The 13,609-nt window shown below is 67.9% G+C and carries 15 protein-coding genes; 6 read left to right on the top strand and 9 right to left on the bottom strand.

Annotated elements, in window-relative coordinates:
- Positions 1-313: 313 nt before the first annotated feature.
- Genes RJ03_RS23745 through RJ03_RS23760 form a run of 4 tightly spaced genes read right to left on the bottom strand, consistent with a single transcriptional unit; the run spans position 314 to position 3,327 of the window.
- The gene (locus RJ03_RS23745; RefSeq protein ID WP_051025183.1) at positions 314-874 is read right to left on the bottom strand and encodes a DUF3558 domain-containing protein; all 561 of its coding nucleotides are present in this window, start codon (positions 872-874) and stop codon (positions 314-316) included.
- Positions 875-898: 24 nt separating this feature from the next.
- Positions 899-1,429, bottom strand: coding sequence for a DUF3558 domain-containing protein (locus tag RJ03_RS23750; RefSeq protein WP_036505817.1), 531 nt, complete (start codon positions 1,427-1,429; stop codon positions 899-901).
- A 55-nt stretch (positions 1,430-1,484) separates the two neighbouring features.
- Entirely contained in the window at positions 1,485-2,174 is a 690-nt protein-coding gene (locus RJ03_RS23755) for a response regulator (protein ID WP_036505818.1), read from the bottom strand.
- Positions 2,167-3,327 (bottom strand): sensor histidine kinase, encoded by a 1,161-nt coding sequence (locus tag RJ03_RS23760; protein ID WP_051025180.1) that lies wholly within the window; start codon positions 3,325-3,327, stop codon positions 2,167-2,169. The genes RJ03_RS23755 and RJ03_RS23760 overlap by 8 nt, the downstream gene beginning before the upstream one ends.
- 207 nt (positions 3,328-3,534) lie before the next feature.
- Between RJ03_RS23760 and RJ03_RS23765 the strand changes: the two genes are divergently transcribed.
- Positions 3,535-4,212: a VC0807 family protein gene (locus tag RJ03_RS23765; protein WP_036505819.1), complete on the top strand. Its 678-nt coding sequence runs from the start codon at positions 3,535-3,537 to the stop codon at positions 4,210-4,212.
- 10 nt (positions 4,213-4,222) lie between these two features.
- On the opposite strand, the gene hppD is transcribed toward RJ03_RS23765, so the two are convergent.
- Positions 4,223-5,416, bottom strand: a complete 1,194-nt coding sequence (gene hppD / locus RJ03_RS23770; RefSeq protein ID WP_036505820.1) for a 4-hydroxyphenylpyruvate dioxygenase — start codon at positions 5,414-5,416, stop codon at positions 4,223-4,225.
- Between the two features lie 164 nt (positions 5,417-5,580).
- Between hppD and RJ03_RS23775 the strand changes: the two genes are divergently transcribed.
- Positions 5,581-6,102, top strand: a complete 522-nt coding sequence (locus RJ03_RS23775) for an Lrp/AsnC family transcriptional regulator (protein ID WP_036505821.1) — start codon at positions 5,581-5,583, stop codon at positions 6,100-6,102.
- A 76-nt stretch (positions 6,103-6,178) separates the two neighbouring features.
- Here the strand turns inward: RJ03_RS23775 and RJ03_RS23780 are convergent, their stop codons facing one another.
- Both RJ03_RS23780 and RJ03_RS23785 read right to left on the bottom strand, forming a co-directional pair.
- On the bottom strand, positions 6,179-7,297 hold the full coding sequence (locus RJ03_RS23780; RefSeq protein WP_036505822.1) for a winged helix DNA-binding domain-containing protein: 1,119 nt from the start codon (positions 7,295-7,297) through the stop codon (positions 6,179-6,181).
- Between the two features lie 57 nt (positions 7,298-7,354).
- A complete protein-coding gene (locus RJ03_RS23785) occupies positions 7,355-8,329 on the bottom strand; it encodes an NADPH:quinone oxidoreductase family protein (RefSeq protein WP_036505823.1) in 975 nt (324 codons plus the stop codon).
- Positions 8,330-8,452: 123 nt separating this feature from the next.
- On the opposite strand from RJ03_RS23785, the gene RJ03_RS23790 reads away from it, so the two are divergent.
- The 3 genes from RJ03_RS23790 (at position 8,453) to RJ03_RS23800 (ending at position 10,902) form a co-directional block, all read left to right on the top strand.
- Positions 8,453-8,773, top strand: a complete 321-nt coding sequence (locus RJ03_RS23790; RefSeq protein WP_051025181.1) for a WXG100 family type VII secretion target — start codon at positions 8,453-8,455, stop codon at positions 8,771-8,773.
- Complete coding sequence (locus RJ03_RS23795) at positions 8,770-9,969, top strand: lytic transglycosylase domain-containing protein (protein WP_036505824.1); 1,200 nt, start codon at positions 8,770-8,772, stop codon at positions 9,967-9,969. The genes RJ03_RS23790 and RJ03_RS23795 overlap by 4 nt, the downstream gene beginning before the upstream one ends.
- A 159-nt stretch (positions 9,970-10,128) precedes the next feature.
- The gene (locus tag RJ03_RS23800) at positions 10,129-10,902 is read left to right on the top strand and encodes an acyl-[acyl-carrier-protein] thioesterase (RefSeq protein ID WP_036505825.1); all 774 of its coding nucleotides are present in this window, start codon (positions 10,129-10,131) and stop codon (positions 10,900-10,902) included.
- Between the two features lie 80 nt (positions 10,903-10,982).
- Here the strand turns inward: RJ03_RS23800 and RJ03_RS23805 are convergent, their stop codons facing one another.
- Positions 10,983-12,650: an FAD-dependent oxidoreductase gene (locus RJ03_RS23805; RefSeq protein ID WP_036505826.1), complete on the bottom strand. Its 1,668-nt coding sequence runs from the start codon at positions 12,648-12,650 to the stop codon at positions 10,983-10,985.
- 188 nt (positions 12,651-12,838) lie between these two features.
- On the opposite strand from RJ03_RS23805, the gene RJ03_RS23810 reads away from it, so the two are divergent.
- Positions 12,839-13,330 carry a SixA phosphatase family protein gene (locus RJ03_RS23810; protein ID WP_036505827.1) on the top strand — a complete coding sequence of 164 codons (492 nt, stop codon included), beginning with the start codon at positions 12,839-12,841 and terminating at the stop codon, positions 13,328-13,330.
- Between the two features lie 23 nt (positions 13,331-13,353).
- On the opposite strand, the gene RJ03_RS23815 is transcribed toward RJ03_RS23810, so the two are convergent.
- Positions 13,354-13,609 (bottom strand): hypothetical protein (locus RJ03_RS23815; RefSeq protein ID WP_371507404.1); only part of this gene is annotated, 256 nt, incomplete at its 5' end.

Raw genomic sequence — 13,609 nt, forward strand, 5'->3', positions numbered from 1 at the left:
TTCCCCGGAGTTCACGCCGCGGTCATAGAGCTGTCACCACTTGCCCGGATCGCGTTCGCACGCGTCCCGAGGTCGGGCGTGTCGCGCGCAGTACATGCCTACTTTTCCGGGCACGCTGAAACGGTCGGCCGCTCTCGCTGGCTTACGTTCTACGCACAAACTTGCCCGCACGCTTCCGGGCACAGCGATCCACGATACCCGTCGGCGCGGCGGGGGGCAAAAGTGGGGTCCGCGGGCCCCGGCCCACCACCGACTATGCGATTTCACTATCTCTCGAGGTCCACCGATCGGCGCATCCGGGGCAGGGCTCGCCTCAGCGCGCCAGATTCAGCGTCAACTCGGCCAGCTTCTTCGCCCCGGCACACGGATCCGGATGGCTACCCGGCCGGTAGTTCACCCACCAGCCGATGATCCCGGTGTCCGCGGCCGGCGCCATCACGCCGCACGAATCCGGATCGCCCGGCCGCTGCACCTGCAGCGAGCGCCGGCCCTGCACGTTCACATCGGTGGTGATGTAGCCGAGCCGGTCGTTGTTGGCCTTCTCGTTCGGCAGCGAACCCATCTCGTACCAGTTCAGCGTGGCCATCCCGTCGCCGCCGGGCGTACCCGACAGATCCCACATGCACACCGCGCCGTTGAACGAACCCTGTGCGTCCTGGGCGCCGGTCGCCTTGGCGATGTCGTCCTGCTTGACGACCTCGCATTCGCGCAGCAACTTGTCGAAGTTCATGTTGACCCCGCCGCCGCTACCCGCCGGCAACGCGGTCCCGGAGACCGTGCGTCCGCAGCCGCCGACCGCCACCCCGACCGTGAGCGCGAGGACCGCGATCCCGCCCGCCCGCACACCGCGCCGGACGCGGCCCCCTTCACGCATGCCGTTACTCATTATCAGCCGCCCTCACTTCAGACGCTGCACGGTCAGTTCGGCCAGTTTGCGGTTCTTGTCGCACGGCGTCGCCGACACCTGCCCGAACGCGCCGGCCGAGGTCGACCATTCGAAGAAGTCGTCGCCGAGCTGCACGGCGAAATCACAGATGGTGCCGTCCTGGCTCGCGTCCTGGAAACCCTGATGACCGCCGACCTCGATCGACTCCGGATTGCGGCCCTGCGCGGTGACCCACGCCTTCTCCCGCCCGATCGGGCTGCCCCGATACGACGCGAACGTCACACTCGGACCGCCGATTCCGCCCGCCTGCCAATTGCAGCCGACCGAGTTCTTGAACACCTGCGAGATCTGACCGAGCCCACCCAGATTCCGGACCTCGTCATCGGTGACATGCCCGCACTCCCCCGCGAACGGACCCAGCGCCGCCACCTTCGCGGGCGGGCGGACCGACGGAGAGTCGCTGCCCGAATCATCCCCCGACCCGCAACCCGCCAGCAGCGCCGCGAGAGCCGTCCCGGTGACAATCGCCGCCGTCAATCGCATGATGGGCACTCTATGTTATCGGCGGCGCAGGTGCTCCTCCGCTGCGCCGACCCGGCTACTCGGCGGTCGGGTCGGCCAGGCCGTGGCGGTAACCGTAGCGGACCGCGTCGGCGCGGTTGCGGGCGCCGATCTTGGCGAAGGCGTTGTTGATGTGGGTCTTCACCGTCGCCGGCGAGACGAACAGGTGGGCGGCTATCTCGGCGTTGCTCAGTCCGCGCGTGATCAGCGCGACGACCTCCGCCTCGCGAGCGGTGAGGCCGTCGGGATTCGGCGTAGCGGGGGCGGACACCGCCTCGGATCGGGGAGCTTCACCGATCAGCGCGTCCACCAGCCGCCGGGACACCGTGGCGTCGAAGGTGGACTGCCCGGCCGCCGCGGCGCGCAGGGCGGCGACGATCTCCTCCCGGCCGGCGTCCTTGGTGAGGTAGCCGCGCGCACCCGCTCGCAACGCGCTCACGATCGAGGCGTCGTCGGCGTAGGTGGTCAGCACCAGCACCGCGGTCCCGGGATGGCCGGCCGCGATCCGGCGGGTCGCCTCGACACCGTCCAGGACGGGCATCCGCAGATCCATGAGCACCACGTCCGGATCGGTCTCCGCCACCGCCCGCAGTGCCTGTTCCCCGTCCCCCGCGGCGCCGACCACGCTCACCTCGTCGACCAGTCCCAGCAGTGCGACCAGACCCTCACGCATCACCTGCTGGTCGTCGACCACCAGCACCCGCAGCGGCTCCCGGCGCTCACTCAATCGGAACCTCCGCCGTCACAACCCATTCGCCGTCGGCCACACCGGACGACAGTGCGCCCCCGGCCAATGCGATCCGCTCACGCATTCCGGTCAGACCGTACCCGCCGGGCAGCGGATCGCGAGTCTGCTTTTCCGCGACCGCGTTTCGCACCGACAGTCGCACCTCGCCGGCCGTGAAGACGAGCGCGACGTGCACCGGCCGCCCCGGTGCGTGCTTGGCGGCATTCGTCAGCGCCTCGCGCAGTGTGCGCACCAGCGAGACCGCGGCACCCGAATCCACCGGCCGGGCGGGACCGTCACAGCGCAACTCCACCGTCATCCGATGATCGCGGCGATAGCTCTCGACCAGTTCACGCACGGCATCGGGCAGCGGTGGCACGTCGCCGCGCAGCGCGGCCACCGCACCGCGCGCCTCGATCACCCCGTCGCGGGCGAGCCGGTGCGAGCGCCGCACATGCGCCAATGCGCCCGGTATATCGCCTCTTTCGTCGAGCAGCAGTTCCGCGACCTCCAACTGCATACTCAGCGCACCGAGCGAATGCGCCAGGACGTCGTGCAGCTCCCGCGCGATCCGGGCGCGTTCGTCCAGCGCCGCCGCCCGGGCGTGTTCGTCCTGCGCGCGACGGGTCTGCTCGAGCAGCAGTCGGGTCTGGCGGACGCGCAGTCGGTGCAGGCGCCGATACAACCCGAGCAGCAACAGAATGACGAGCACGCCGACATAGGTGAGCGTATCGCCGATGTCCTTGCCGGCCAGCGCGCAACCGGCGATCAGGACCGCGACCTCGGCCGCGAACCCCAGCAGGATCACTCGGGTGCCGGACCGGAACTGCTGGGCGAGCACGCTGGCCGCCGCGCACAGCATGATGAACGCGGAGATGTCGGGGGCCGGTCCGACGACCGCCGCGCTCAGCAACGCGCACCAGGTCAACGCCAAAGTGGCCGCCCGCGGATACCGGGATTCGACCACGGCGAACACGAGCCACCCGGCATAGGCGGCCACCAGCACCGCCCACAGCCACGCCGGCACCGGATCACGATGGTCGAACACCAGATTGGCGGCCAGCAACGTCGCGCCGATGACACGCATCAGCGGGCTGGCGTCGGGATCGTTGCCGATCAGCCGTCGCCCGAACTCCCGCAACCCGTCTCGCATGACCCTCCTGATGACATTCCGCGTCGGTACCACGACGGTAGGCGCGGCGGGATCGTCGCCGGAAGGTCCGCCGGGCCGAGATGCGGCCGCGGTCGCTCCACCCGCGGGTGGAGATCTCACGATCCATCTCCCGGCCGAGGCGCGCGCAGGTCCGAAATCCCTAGCGTGGCAACGACGTAACGTCCAGTACTAGCAGGGGAGATACCGATGACCGACACCGCCACACGCACTCTCGACAGCTCCGGTAGCCGACTACGCCGGGCGCGGCGGGTGCTGGCACTCGCAGCCGATATCGGGCTGTCGCCCGCGACCTACTATCTGCTGGTCGCGGCCGGGTGCACCAGCTATCGCGCGCTGGTGTGTTCGACGGTCGTCGCGGGCATTTGGGCGCTCGGCATCGCCGCGACGCGCCGCAAGGCCGACGGCGTCGCCGTATTCGTCTTCCTGCTCAACGCGCTGGGTCTGGTACTGGCCGTACTGGGCGGCGACGAGCGAATGATGCTGGCGAAGGATCCGATCACCTCGGCGGTGATCAGCGTGCTGCTGGCGGGCAGTTGCCTGCTGGGCCGGCCGGCGATGTTCGCGGTCTCGCGGCGCATGCACGCACTCGGACCGGATTCCGCGGCACGCTGGGAAACGTTGTGGTACAACGACTCCGACGTCCGTCACACGTTCACGACCGCCACGGTGGTGTGGAGCGCCGGACTCGCGGTCGACGCGGTGGTACGGCTCCTGCTGATCTACTCCCTGCCGGTATCGGCATCCGTCGCGCTGATGAACCCGGTGCAATGGGCGATCATCGCCGCGCTGGGGTTCTACACGGTGCGGTCGCGACGGCGCCTCGACGTCAAGGCGCGGCTGCGCGCCCTGCCCGACGCCGAGTGAGGGCGGCCGGTCACAGATTCCCGCGCGCGTGCTGTTCCCGCTCGATCGCCTGGAAGAGGGCCCGGAAATTCCCCTTTCCGAAGCCCAGTGAGCCGTGCCGCTCGATCAATTCGAAGAATACCGTCGGGCGGTCGGTGAGGGGTTTGCAGAAGATCTGCAGCAGATAGCCGTCCTCGTCGCGGTCGACGAGAATGCCGCGCGACTGCAGGTGCCGCACCGGCACCCGGACGTGGCCGATGCGGGCGCGCAGTTCGGGATCCTCGTAATAGGCGTCCGGGGTATCGAGGAATTCGATGCCTTCGCGGCGCAGGGCGTCGACCGTGCTCAGGATGTCGCCGGTGGCCAGGGCGATGTGCTGCACGCCGGGGCCGCCGTAGAACTCCAGATATTCGTCGATCTGTGAGCGTTTACGCCCGGCCGCCGGTTCGTTCAACGGGAATTTCACGCGATGGTTGCCGTTGGCCACGACCTTGCTCATCAGGGCCGAATATTCGGTCGCGATATCGTCGCCGACGAATTCCGCCATATCGGTGAAGCCCATGACGCGGCGATAGAACTCCACCCACTCGTCCATCCGCCCGAGCTCCACATTGCCCACGACATGGTCCACGGCCTGGAACAGCCGATGCGGCACCCGCGGCTGATAACCCGACCGGCGTGCGATATATCCGGGCAGATACGGACCGTGATAGCGCGACCGGTCGACGAGGGTGTGGCGGGTTTCGCCGTAGGTGGCCAGGGCAGCCGTGCGGACCGTGCCGAATTCGTCCGACGCGTCGTGCGGCTCGGCCAGGATCCGCGCGCCGTGGCGCCGGGCGTGGGCGATGCAGCGGTCCACATCGGGCACCTCGAGCGCGATGTCGACGATGCCGTCGCCGTGCCGGTCGTGGTGGGCGACCAGCGGACTGGCCGGATCCACCGCCCCGCACACCACGAATCGCGCACTGCCGCTGCGCAATACGTAGGACTTGTGGTCACGATTGCCGGTCTCCGGTCCGGAATAGGCCTCCAGCGCCATTCCGAAGGCCTGCAGATAGTGCGTGAACTGGGTCGCGTTGCCGACCACCCACACCAGCGCGTCCCACCCGAGGACGGGGAAGGGATCGGCACCGGGATCGTGGTCGACCAGGCCGACCAGCCGGCGCAGCTCCGCATCGCCCGGCACCGCGGGCCGGGTGGTGCGGGAGAGGTCCTCGATTGTCATGCCTCCAGATAATCTCCGCGCCGAGGTTCTGGGCAATATCGAGGATTTCGAGTAGACACCCTGGCTCAATTGGTCACCACAGGCCGCCGAGTGCTGGACAATTTGAATAGCTGCGCGCCCAGGTCGCGGGTGGCGCGGCGCCGGGCCGAATACAGGAGACGACGATGACGCGCACCCACGCCAAACTGGACGAACTGGATCTGGCGATCCTCACCGCCATGCACGAGTACCAGAAGGCGGGCGTCCTCGAGCTGTCGCGACGCACCCGGGTGGCTCGGGCGACCGTACAGTCGCGCATCGCGCGCATGGAGGAGGCCGGGGTCATCGCCTCCTACGATCCGCAGGTCGACGTCACCGCCGCCGGATTCGACGTGCAGGCCTTCGTGAGCCTGGAGATCGCCCAGGGCGCGCTGGACGCGGTGACCACCGATCTGGAGGCCATCCCCGGCGTGCTCGAGGCCTATGCGACCACCGGTTCCAGCGATGTCCTGTGCCGCATCGGCGCCGATTCGCATGCGGGCCTGCAGGCGGTGCTGCTGAGTATCGACCGCAGCGCCGCGGTGGTGCGGTCGCACAGTGTGATCGTGCTGTCCACGGTGGTCGCCCAGCGCACACTGCCGCTGCTGCGCACGCTCACCCCTGCGGGGACGAGTAAGGCTCCGGCATACCGGAATTCGACGCCCTGAGCGCGCACCGGCGCGGGGGTTCTGCCGCGATGTGTGGCGCGGCGCGTCCGCTCGTGGCCGCGGCAAGCGCCCGATGCTATGCCCGGGTTTTGAGATTCGCTCCGGGCGCGAGGATTTCGACGTCGGGCGGCAAGTTCGGTTCCAGGAAATCCAGCAGGCTGCGTGCTTCCGCTTCGACCTCGGCCGCTTCCCGCGCCGACCACTCCCGGCTCGGGGCGATGCGCAACCGCGCCGCCGACTTGTCGGCGAAGATCTTGTAGATGCCGGCCAGAAACCCGTCGATGAGCACCGGACACACCTGCGCGGCCATATGGTGCAGGGGCAGCGGGGCGTTCCCGGGAATGATCCGGCTGCGATCCCGATGCGACAGCAGGACGTTGTCGTACCAGCCCAGCAGCCGGACAGGTACGGGCAGATCGGGATCGGCGAGTTCGGCGTCGGCGGCGTCGTAGAGGACGCGGCCGCGCTCGTCGGTGTAGGTGCGCACGCGGTCGCCCAGCCCGTCCAGAATTTCCTTGATACCGAGCAGTCGCGACCAGGTCTGCACATCCATCGTGGTCGCGGGGCCGAAGGCGCGCAGATAGCGAACGACCAACTCCTGCACCGGATATGCCTCGTCGAGGGGCGCGTCCAGCCAGGGTTCGATGCGCGACCACACCGGACGGCTGTTGTTCCGCCACAAGCCGCGCGGCGGGGTCTGCAACACCGGAAGCTGATAGAGCCAGGTCTGCGTCACGGCAGTGGGCTCGCGGTCGGGATATTCCTCGACGGCGCGGGCGCGCAGCTCTGCCGACGACATCGGCTGCGCCCCCAGCACCTTCTCACCCCGGGCGCGTACCTCCTCGGGATCGAGCCCGACCATCGCGCCGTAGAAGAAGCCCTTGCGGAACGGGATCTTCTCCAGTTCCGGCTGGATATGCGGCGCGATGCGCAGCGCATCCGCCGCCGTCACCAGGTGAATAGTGGCGCGCATCAACGTGATTCGCACCAGCGAGCGATTCTCGAGTCCGGCCGAGACCGCCGCCGGGTCGAAATCGCTGATCCGGCTCCACAATCCGACGTACGGCGGCGTCACGTCCTGGGCCTGCAGCCCGACCAGATGTTCACACAGCTGCGGGACCGGCACCGACGACCGGCGCAGCAGGTGCTGCCGGGCCAGCAGGGTGCGATTCAGAATCCGATCGGACAGTTTCATGATGCGCTCACCCTACGGCCCGGCACCGACATCGAACGCCTGCCGGACGAGAGCCGCTCAGCGCACGGTGACGACGACTTTGCCCTTCGCCGAACGGTTGTCGAGCGCGGCGACGGCGGCCGCGGTCTCCGTCAGCGGGTACAGCACGGGCTGCGGCGCCGCGATCTTGCCCGATTCCAGCAGCGGCGCGACCTCGTCCCACTGCTCCTGCAGATAGCCCGGATGGGTCATCACCCATTCTCCCCAGGCCGCGCCGATCACCTCGACGTTCTTGAGCAGCAAGCGATTCACCTTCACGGTGGGGATTTCACCCGCGGTGAAGCCGACCACGAGCAACCGCCCGGCCGGCGCCAGCGAGCGAATGCTGTCGGTGAACCGGTCGCCGCCGACCGGATCGAGCACTATGTCGACGCCCCGCCCGTCGGTCAGTTCCTTCACCGCGGCCAGCCAGCCGTCGGTGAGTACCACATCGGAGGCGCCGTTGGCCCGCGCGACCTCGGCCTTCTCCTCGGTACTCACCACGGCGATCACCCGGCCCGCGCCCAGCGCCTTCGCCATGCGCAGGGTGGAGGTGCCGATGCCGCCGGCGGCGCCGTGCACGAGCACGGTCTCCCCCTCGGCCAACCGGCCCCGGTTGCGCAGGCAGAAGTGCACGGTCAGATCGTTGAACAGAATTCCCGCACCCGCTTCGAGGGAAATGTTGTCCGGCAGCCGGAACACCATCTCCTTGGCGGTGACCGCGGTTTCGGCGACGGCATTGCCCAGCATGGTCAGCGCCACCACCCGATCACCCGCCCGGACCCGCGCATCCTCGGGCGCCGAGCGCACGACCCCGGCCACCTCGCCACCGACCACGAACGGCAGTTCGGGTTTCATCTGATAGAGCCCCCGGGTCATCAGCACATCCGGAAACGCCACCCCCGCGGCATGGACGTCGATCACCACTCCACCGGGGAATTCCGCCGGTTCGGGGATGTCCACGACCTCGATGGATTCGGGCCCCTCGAGCTTGCTCACCTGGGCTGCGCGCATGAAACGACCTCTCTGTCCGCGGCTGCTTTCCCACAAGTTAACCGGTCTTCGCACACCCCTGTCCACAGGTCCCCGATTTGCTACGCTTGGGCCCGCTGAACTGAGCGAAGAGGGGGATTTCTCATGGCCGGTCCCAACGATCCACCCGCGAACGCGATGAAGATCGATCCCGCGGCCCTGCAAAGTTTCGCGAAAACCCTGCGCGACGAGTCCGACGCCATCGGCAAACTCGACTCCGGGCTGGCCGGCGCCGCCGGGGCGCTTCCGGGCACCGGCTGGGACGCGGCCTGCAACGGCGCCAAGGATTCGGTCGAGAACGCGTTGAAGCGAATCGGTTCGCGCGTAACGCATATCGCCGACACCGTCGAACAGGCCGGCAAGGTCATCATCGATACCGACCAGCAGTTGCGCGACGATCTGAACAAGATCGGTATCCGCGCATGAGCGGCGCGGCATTGACCATCCCCGACGTCGAGAAATGGGACCCGGACAAGCTGGGCACCGCCGCGACCGCCGTCGGCAAACTCTCCGGGGACCTCGACCAGGCCGTCGTCGCCGCCGTGAACAGCACGCAGAAACTCGGTCAGGACCAGAAATGGGGCGGCGGTGCCGCGCAGGCCGCCGACGGCCGGATGCAGGTGGAGAAAAGCCGGGCTTCGACAGTGAGCCAGGCGGTTCTGGGATTGCAGACGGCACTGAACCAACAGGTCGAGAATCTGAAGAACGCCAAGCTCGCGGTGCTGCAGATGCGCGATCAGGCGACCTTCGTACCCGCCCCCAGCGTGATGCCGGCGTTCGAAGTGAATCCCGACGGCACGGTGAATCCGCAGCAGCGGCTCGACTGGCTCGACCAGCACCGCGACAAGCTCAACGAAATCGAGTACACGGCGAAGACCACCGAGATCAAGACGGATGCCGCCGCGCACGAGTGGGCGATCGTCAACGCCCTGAAAAACGCGCAGACGGTCGCGGATTCGGCGATCACGGCCCTCAACGGCGCCAAGGCCCCGGTCGATGCCGCGTTCGCCGGACTCGGCGACCCGGTCACCGGCGCCGGCGCCGCACCTCCGGCGCCACCCGCTCCCACCGTCCCCGCCGCGGCGGCGCCACCCGCCGCCCCGACCGCCACACCGGTCGCGAGCCATTCGGGCATCCCGGCGTCCTCCAGCCTGATGGGCAACTCCCATCACGGCGGCGGCACCAGTTCCTACAGCGGCGGCAGCTACGGCGGCGGCAGCTCCAACGGCCCCACCAGCGGCCCGCCGCCCACGGCCCATCCGTCCGGTGATGTGCAGCAGTGGATCGCCCAGGCCAAACAGGTCCTGATCGAGATGGGCTATCCTCCGGAATCGATCGACGAGAACGCCATCGCGCTCATCATCGAGCACGAATCCGGCGGCGATCCGAACGCGATCAACAACTGGGACAGCAACGCGGCGGCCGGCCATCCGTCGAAGGGTCTGATGCAGTGCATCGACAGCACCTTCAACGCCCATGCGGCCCCGGGCCACACCGACATCTGGAACCCGGTCGACAACATCGTGGCCGCCACGCGCTACTCGATCGACCGCTACGGTTCGCTCGACAATGTGCCGGGCGTTTCCGCGGTCTCCGGTGGTGGCGGCTACGTCGGCTACTGATCGGCGGCCGCGAACACCCCCCGCCGCGACACAACTGGACATTTGCTACGTGTGAGTAGAGCCATCTCGGCGTAACAGTGTGACCTGCGCCCCGTAAAGTCATGTCACAAGAAGCACCGCATGAAGTACGCGGCACACCGTGCAGCGCGAGGAGCACCAGTGTCACTCGATCAGCCACTCGCCCCGCTTCCCCAGGAGGGCATGGGCTTCGCCTCGGCGTGGCCCATCCGGGCTGGCGATGTAGATCCCTACAGCCGGCTGCGGCTCGACGCCGTGGCTCGATATTTGCAAGACATCGCGTGGGAAGAGTTGCACACCACGTTCTTCCACCGCACGGACCCGGCGTGGATCGTGCGCCGCACCGTGATCGACGTGGTGCGTCCGATCGTCTGGCCGGACCGGGTGCAGTTGCGGCGCTGGTGTTCGGCGATGTCGACCCGGTGGACGAATATGCGGGTGCGGATCACCAGCGACAGCGGCGGCCTGATCGAGACCGAAGGCTTCTGGATCAATATCAACGAGTCGACGAATATGCCGACCCGGATCAGCGACCAGGGATTGGCACATCTGGCCCGCACCACCGACGAACATCGGCTGCGCTGGCGGCCGTGGCTGACCGATGCGGTGCCGCCGGAATCGGACACCGATCTGACCTTCCCGGTGCGCGCGACCGATATCGACCAGTTCAACCACGTCAACAACGCCATGTACTGGCAGGCGGTGGAACACTTCCTGGTGGACTATCCGAAGTTGGTGGCCGGGCCGCATCGCGCGGTGATCGAATATGTCGCGCCGGTGCTGGCCCGCCAGCACATCAGCGTGCGCAGCCGCTACGAGCCCGGCGACCGCAACGGCCAGCCGGTGCTACGGCTGTGGTTCATGGTCGGCGGCACCATCACCACCACCGTGCGGATCGGCGCGCTACCGACCTGAGCGCGGATAGCGGAGAGTTCGCGAACGACCCCCGCCGACTTCCGGACCCTCATACGGGGAGGGTCCGGAAGAGCCGGCGTTCAGCCGCGTGCGGCTTTGAGCAGATCCTCGATGGTGGTGAATTTGACGCGCGGGCGTCCGCCGGACTTGCCGGCGTTCTTCTCGGCGGCGTCGATGGCCTTCCAGCCGTCGCGGCCGACGGCGTCGGGCTGGCGCTGGGCGAGCAGGGCCTCGAGCGCGGCCCGATCTCCTTGCGGGGCAGCCAGTTTGCCGGAGGTGAAGTCCTCGAGCAGCTGTTCCACGGTTTCGGTGGCATCGACGCGGTTGGAACCGATCACGCCACGCGGACCACGCTTGATCCAGCCCGACACATAGACGCCGGTGACGTGCGCGCCGTCGGCGACCACGCGGCCGTGCTCGTTGGGCACGATCCCGGCGCGCTCGTCGAACGGCAGATCCGCGATGGGAACACCGCGATAGCCGATGGACCGCAACACCATCGACGCCGGCAGCGTCTCGCGGCGATCCGAGGCCCGCGCCACCACGCGCCCGTCCTCGGAAACCAGTTCGTTGTGCACGAACTCGAGCTCCTCGACATGACCGTCGCCGCGGATCTCGGTCGGTGAGGCCAGGTAGCGGAACACGATGCGCTTGTTGTCCGGATTCGGGGCCTTGGCCGCGTATTCCTGGGCCAGTTCGTACTTCAGCCGCAGCGAAGGCTCGATATCCGGGTCATCCAGCAGCGCCTGGCTCGCCGGATCCAGCTCCAGCTCGGCCGGGTCGATGATCACATCGACGCCCTTCAGATGCCCCAACGCCAAAAATTCCGCCGACGTGTAGGCCGCCTGCAGCGGTCCACGCCGGCCGAGCACCACGACCTCACGAACATTGCTGTCGCGCAGCGCGTCCAGGGCGTGGTCGGCGATATCGGTCTTGGCCAGCTCATCCGGCGGCAGCGTCAGCACGCGCGCGACGTCGAGGGCGACGTTGCCGTTACCCACGATCACCACCCGCTCACCGGACAGGTCGAAACCGCGCTCGGCGTAGTCGGGGTGGCCGTTGTACCAGGCCACGAACTCGGTCGCCGAGTGGCTGCCGGGCAGATCCTCACCCGGCACGTCCAGGCGGCGGTCGGCCGAGGCGCCCACGGCGTAGATCACCGCATGGTGATGAGCCTGCAGCTCCTCGTGCGAAATATGTTTACCCACCTCGACATTCAGGCGGTACTGCAGAGTGTCACGACGGAACGCGCTCTCGAACATGGCAGACACCGACTTGGTGCCCGGATGATCCGGGGCCACCCCGGCGCGCACCAGACCCCACGGGGTGGGCAGCCGGTCGAACATCTCCACCTCGACATCGGCCCGGCGAAGCAACTCGTCGGCGGCGTAGCAGGCCGCGGGCCCGGCGCCGACGATCGCCACCCGCAGCGTGCCCAGCTCCTTCGGCGGGCGTGCCGGAGTCACCAGCGGGTCGAAATTCGACTCCAGCGGATGCCGCTGGAAGTAGGCGGCGTTGATATCGCGGAAACGAGCCAGCGACGCCGTCAGATCGTCCTCGGAGAAGATGGCCTCCACCGGGCAGGCATCCACACACGCACCACAGTCGATACAGGTGTCGGGGTCGATGTACAGCTGCTCGGTCGTCGCGAACTCGGGTTGCTCCGGAGTGGGACGAATGCAATCGACCGGGCACTCGGGAACGCAGCTGGCGTCGTTGCAACAACGCTGCGTGATCACGTAGGCCATATCTCGCAGATCCTCGAAACATCATGGGACGTCCCCACCCGGGTTTGGACAGGGCGTGCATCGCACCGGTTGCCGGTCGGCCCCCGCTGTGACACTACCTTCAGTGTGCCTCGAGAGTGAGTTACATCTCTCATCAGGTAGCGATTTAGATAACACCGTTTACTTTCTACGGCGCTACGGTATTGCTCATGGCGCGGACGCTGATCCTGATGCGACACGGTAAATCCGCATATCCGCCGGGTGTTGACGACCACGACCGGCCGCTGGCGCCACGGGGGCGGCGCGAGGCGGCGCTGGCCGGAACCTGGCTGCGCGAGACCCAGCCGGCGATCGACGCGGTGTCCTGTTCGGACGCGGTCCGGACCCGCGAAACGCTGGCCGCGACCGGCGTCGACGCGCCGGTCGTCTACGAGCATTCGATCTACGAGGCCACGCCCCACACCCTGATCGAATTGATCCAGCTGACCGACGACGACGTGCAGACGCTGCTGCTGATCGGCCACTCGCCGGGGATGCCGTGGACGGCGTGGGAGCTGGCGGCCAATCGCGCGTCGCTGCCGGCCGAAGAGCTCAGCCGCAAATTCCCGACCTCCGCACTGGCGGTGCTGGAATTCGACCGGCCGTGGTCGCGCGCGGACCCCGGCACCGGTGAATTGGTCCGGTTCCACGTGCCGCGCTGACGCGCTGTTCGAGAAAAGGCTTGTCAGCGTAGGAATTTGCCGCGCACGACGACGACCGCGCCGAGCAGCACGAGCACCAGCAACGCGACGAACCAGTTCGTCAGCGCCCAGACGACGCCCAGGACGACGATCACCGGGACCGCCGCGACGAGAGCGATGAACGGGCTTTCCTTGACCGTCTCCAGCGCCGACCGCGCCCGGACCCGATCGATTTCCTTGGCCATGTACTCAGGGTAGGTGGTCGGCGCGAGATGCGCCCGAATTGTCCGGCAACCCAGC

It is taken from the genome of Nocardia aobensis NBRC 100429 (assembly GCF_000308375.1).
GTDB classification, from domain to species: Bacteria; Actinomycetota; Actinomycetes; order Mycobacteriales; family Mycobacteriaceae; genus Nocardia; species Nocardia aobensis.

Excerpts from the sequence above, each read along its gene's own strand:
- RJ03_RS23810 (WP_036505827.1), top strand. The coding sequence starts at position 12,839 with ATGGCGCGGACGCTGATCCTGATGCGACACGGTAAATCCGCATATCCG.
- RJ03_RS23805 (WP_036505826.1), bottom strand. The coding sequence starts at position 12,650 with ATGGCCTACGTGATCACGCAGCGTTGTTGCAACGACGCCAGCTGCGTT.
- hppD (WP_036505820.1), bottom strand. The coding sequence starts at position 5,416 with ATGACAATCGAGGACCTCTCCCGCACCACCCGGCCCGCGGTGCCGGGC.
- RJ03_RS23765 (WP_036505819.1), top strand. The coding sequence starts at position 3,535 with ATGACCGACACCGCCACACGCACTCTCGACAGCTCCGGTAGCCGACTA.
- RJ03_RS23750 (WP_036505817.1), bottom strand. The coding sequence starts at position 1,429 with ATGCGATTGACGGCGGCGATTGTCACCGGGACGGCTCTCGCGGCGCTG.
- RJ03_RS23785 (WP_036505823.1), bottom strand. The coding sequence starts at position 8,329 with ATGCGCGCAGCCCAGGTGAGCAAGCTCGAGGGGCCCGAATCCATCGAG.
- RJ03_RS23795 (WP_036505824.1), top strand. The coding sequence starts at position 8,770 with ATGAGCGGCGCGGCATTGACCATCCCCGACGTCGAGAAATGGGACCCG.
- RJ03_RS23745 (WP_051025183.1), bottom strand. The coding sequence starts at position 874 with ATGCGTGAAGGGGGCCGCGTCCGGCGCGGTGTGCGGGCGGGCGGGATC.
- RJ03_RS23790 (WP_051025181.1), top strand. The coding sequence starts at position 8,453 with ATGGCCGGTCCCAACGATCCACCCGCGAACGCGATGAAGATCGATCCC.
- RJ03_RS23780 (WP_036505822.1), bottom strand. The coding sequence starts at position 7,297 with ATGAAACTGTCCGATCGGATTCTGAATCGCACCCTGCTGGCCCGGCAG.
- RJ03_RS23760 (WP_051025180.1), bottom strand. The coding sequence starts at position 3,327 with ATGCGAGACGGGTTGCGGGAGTTCGGGCGACGGCTGATCGGCAACGAT.
- RJ03_RS23775 (WP_036505821.1), top strand. The coding sequence starts at position 5,581 with ATGACGCGCACCCACGCCAAACTGGACGAACTGGATCTGGCGATCCTC.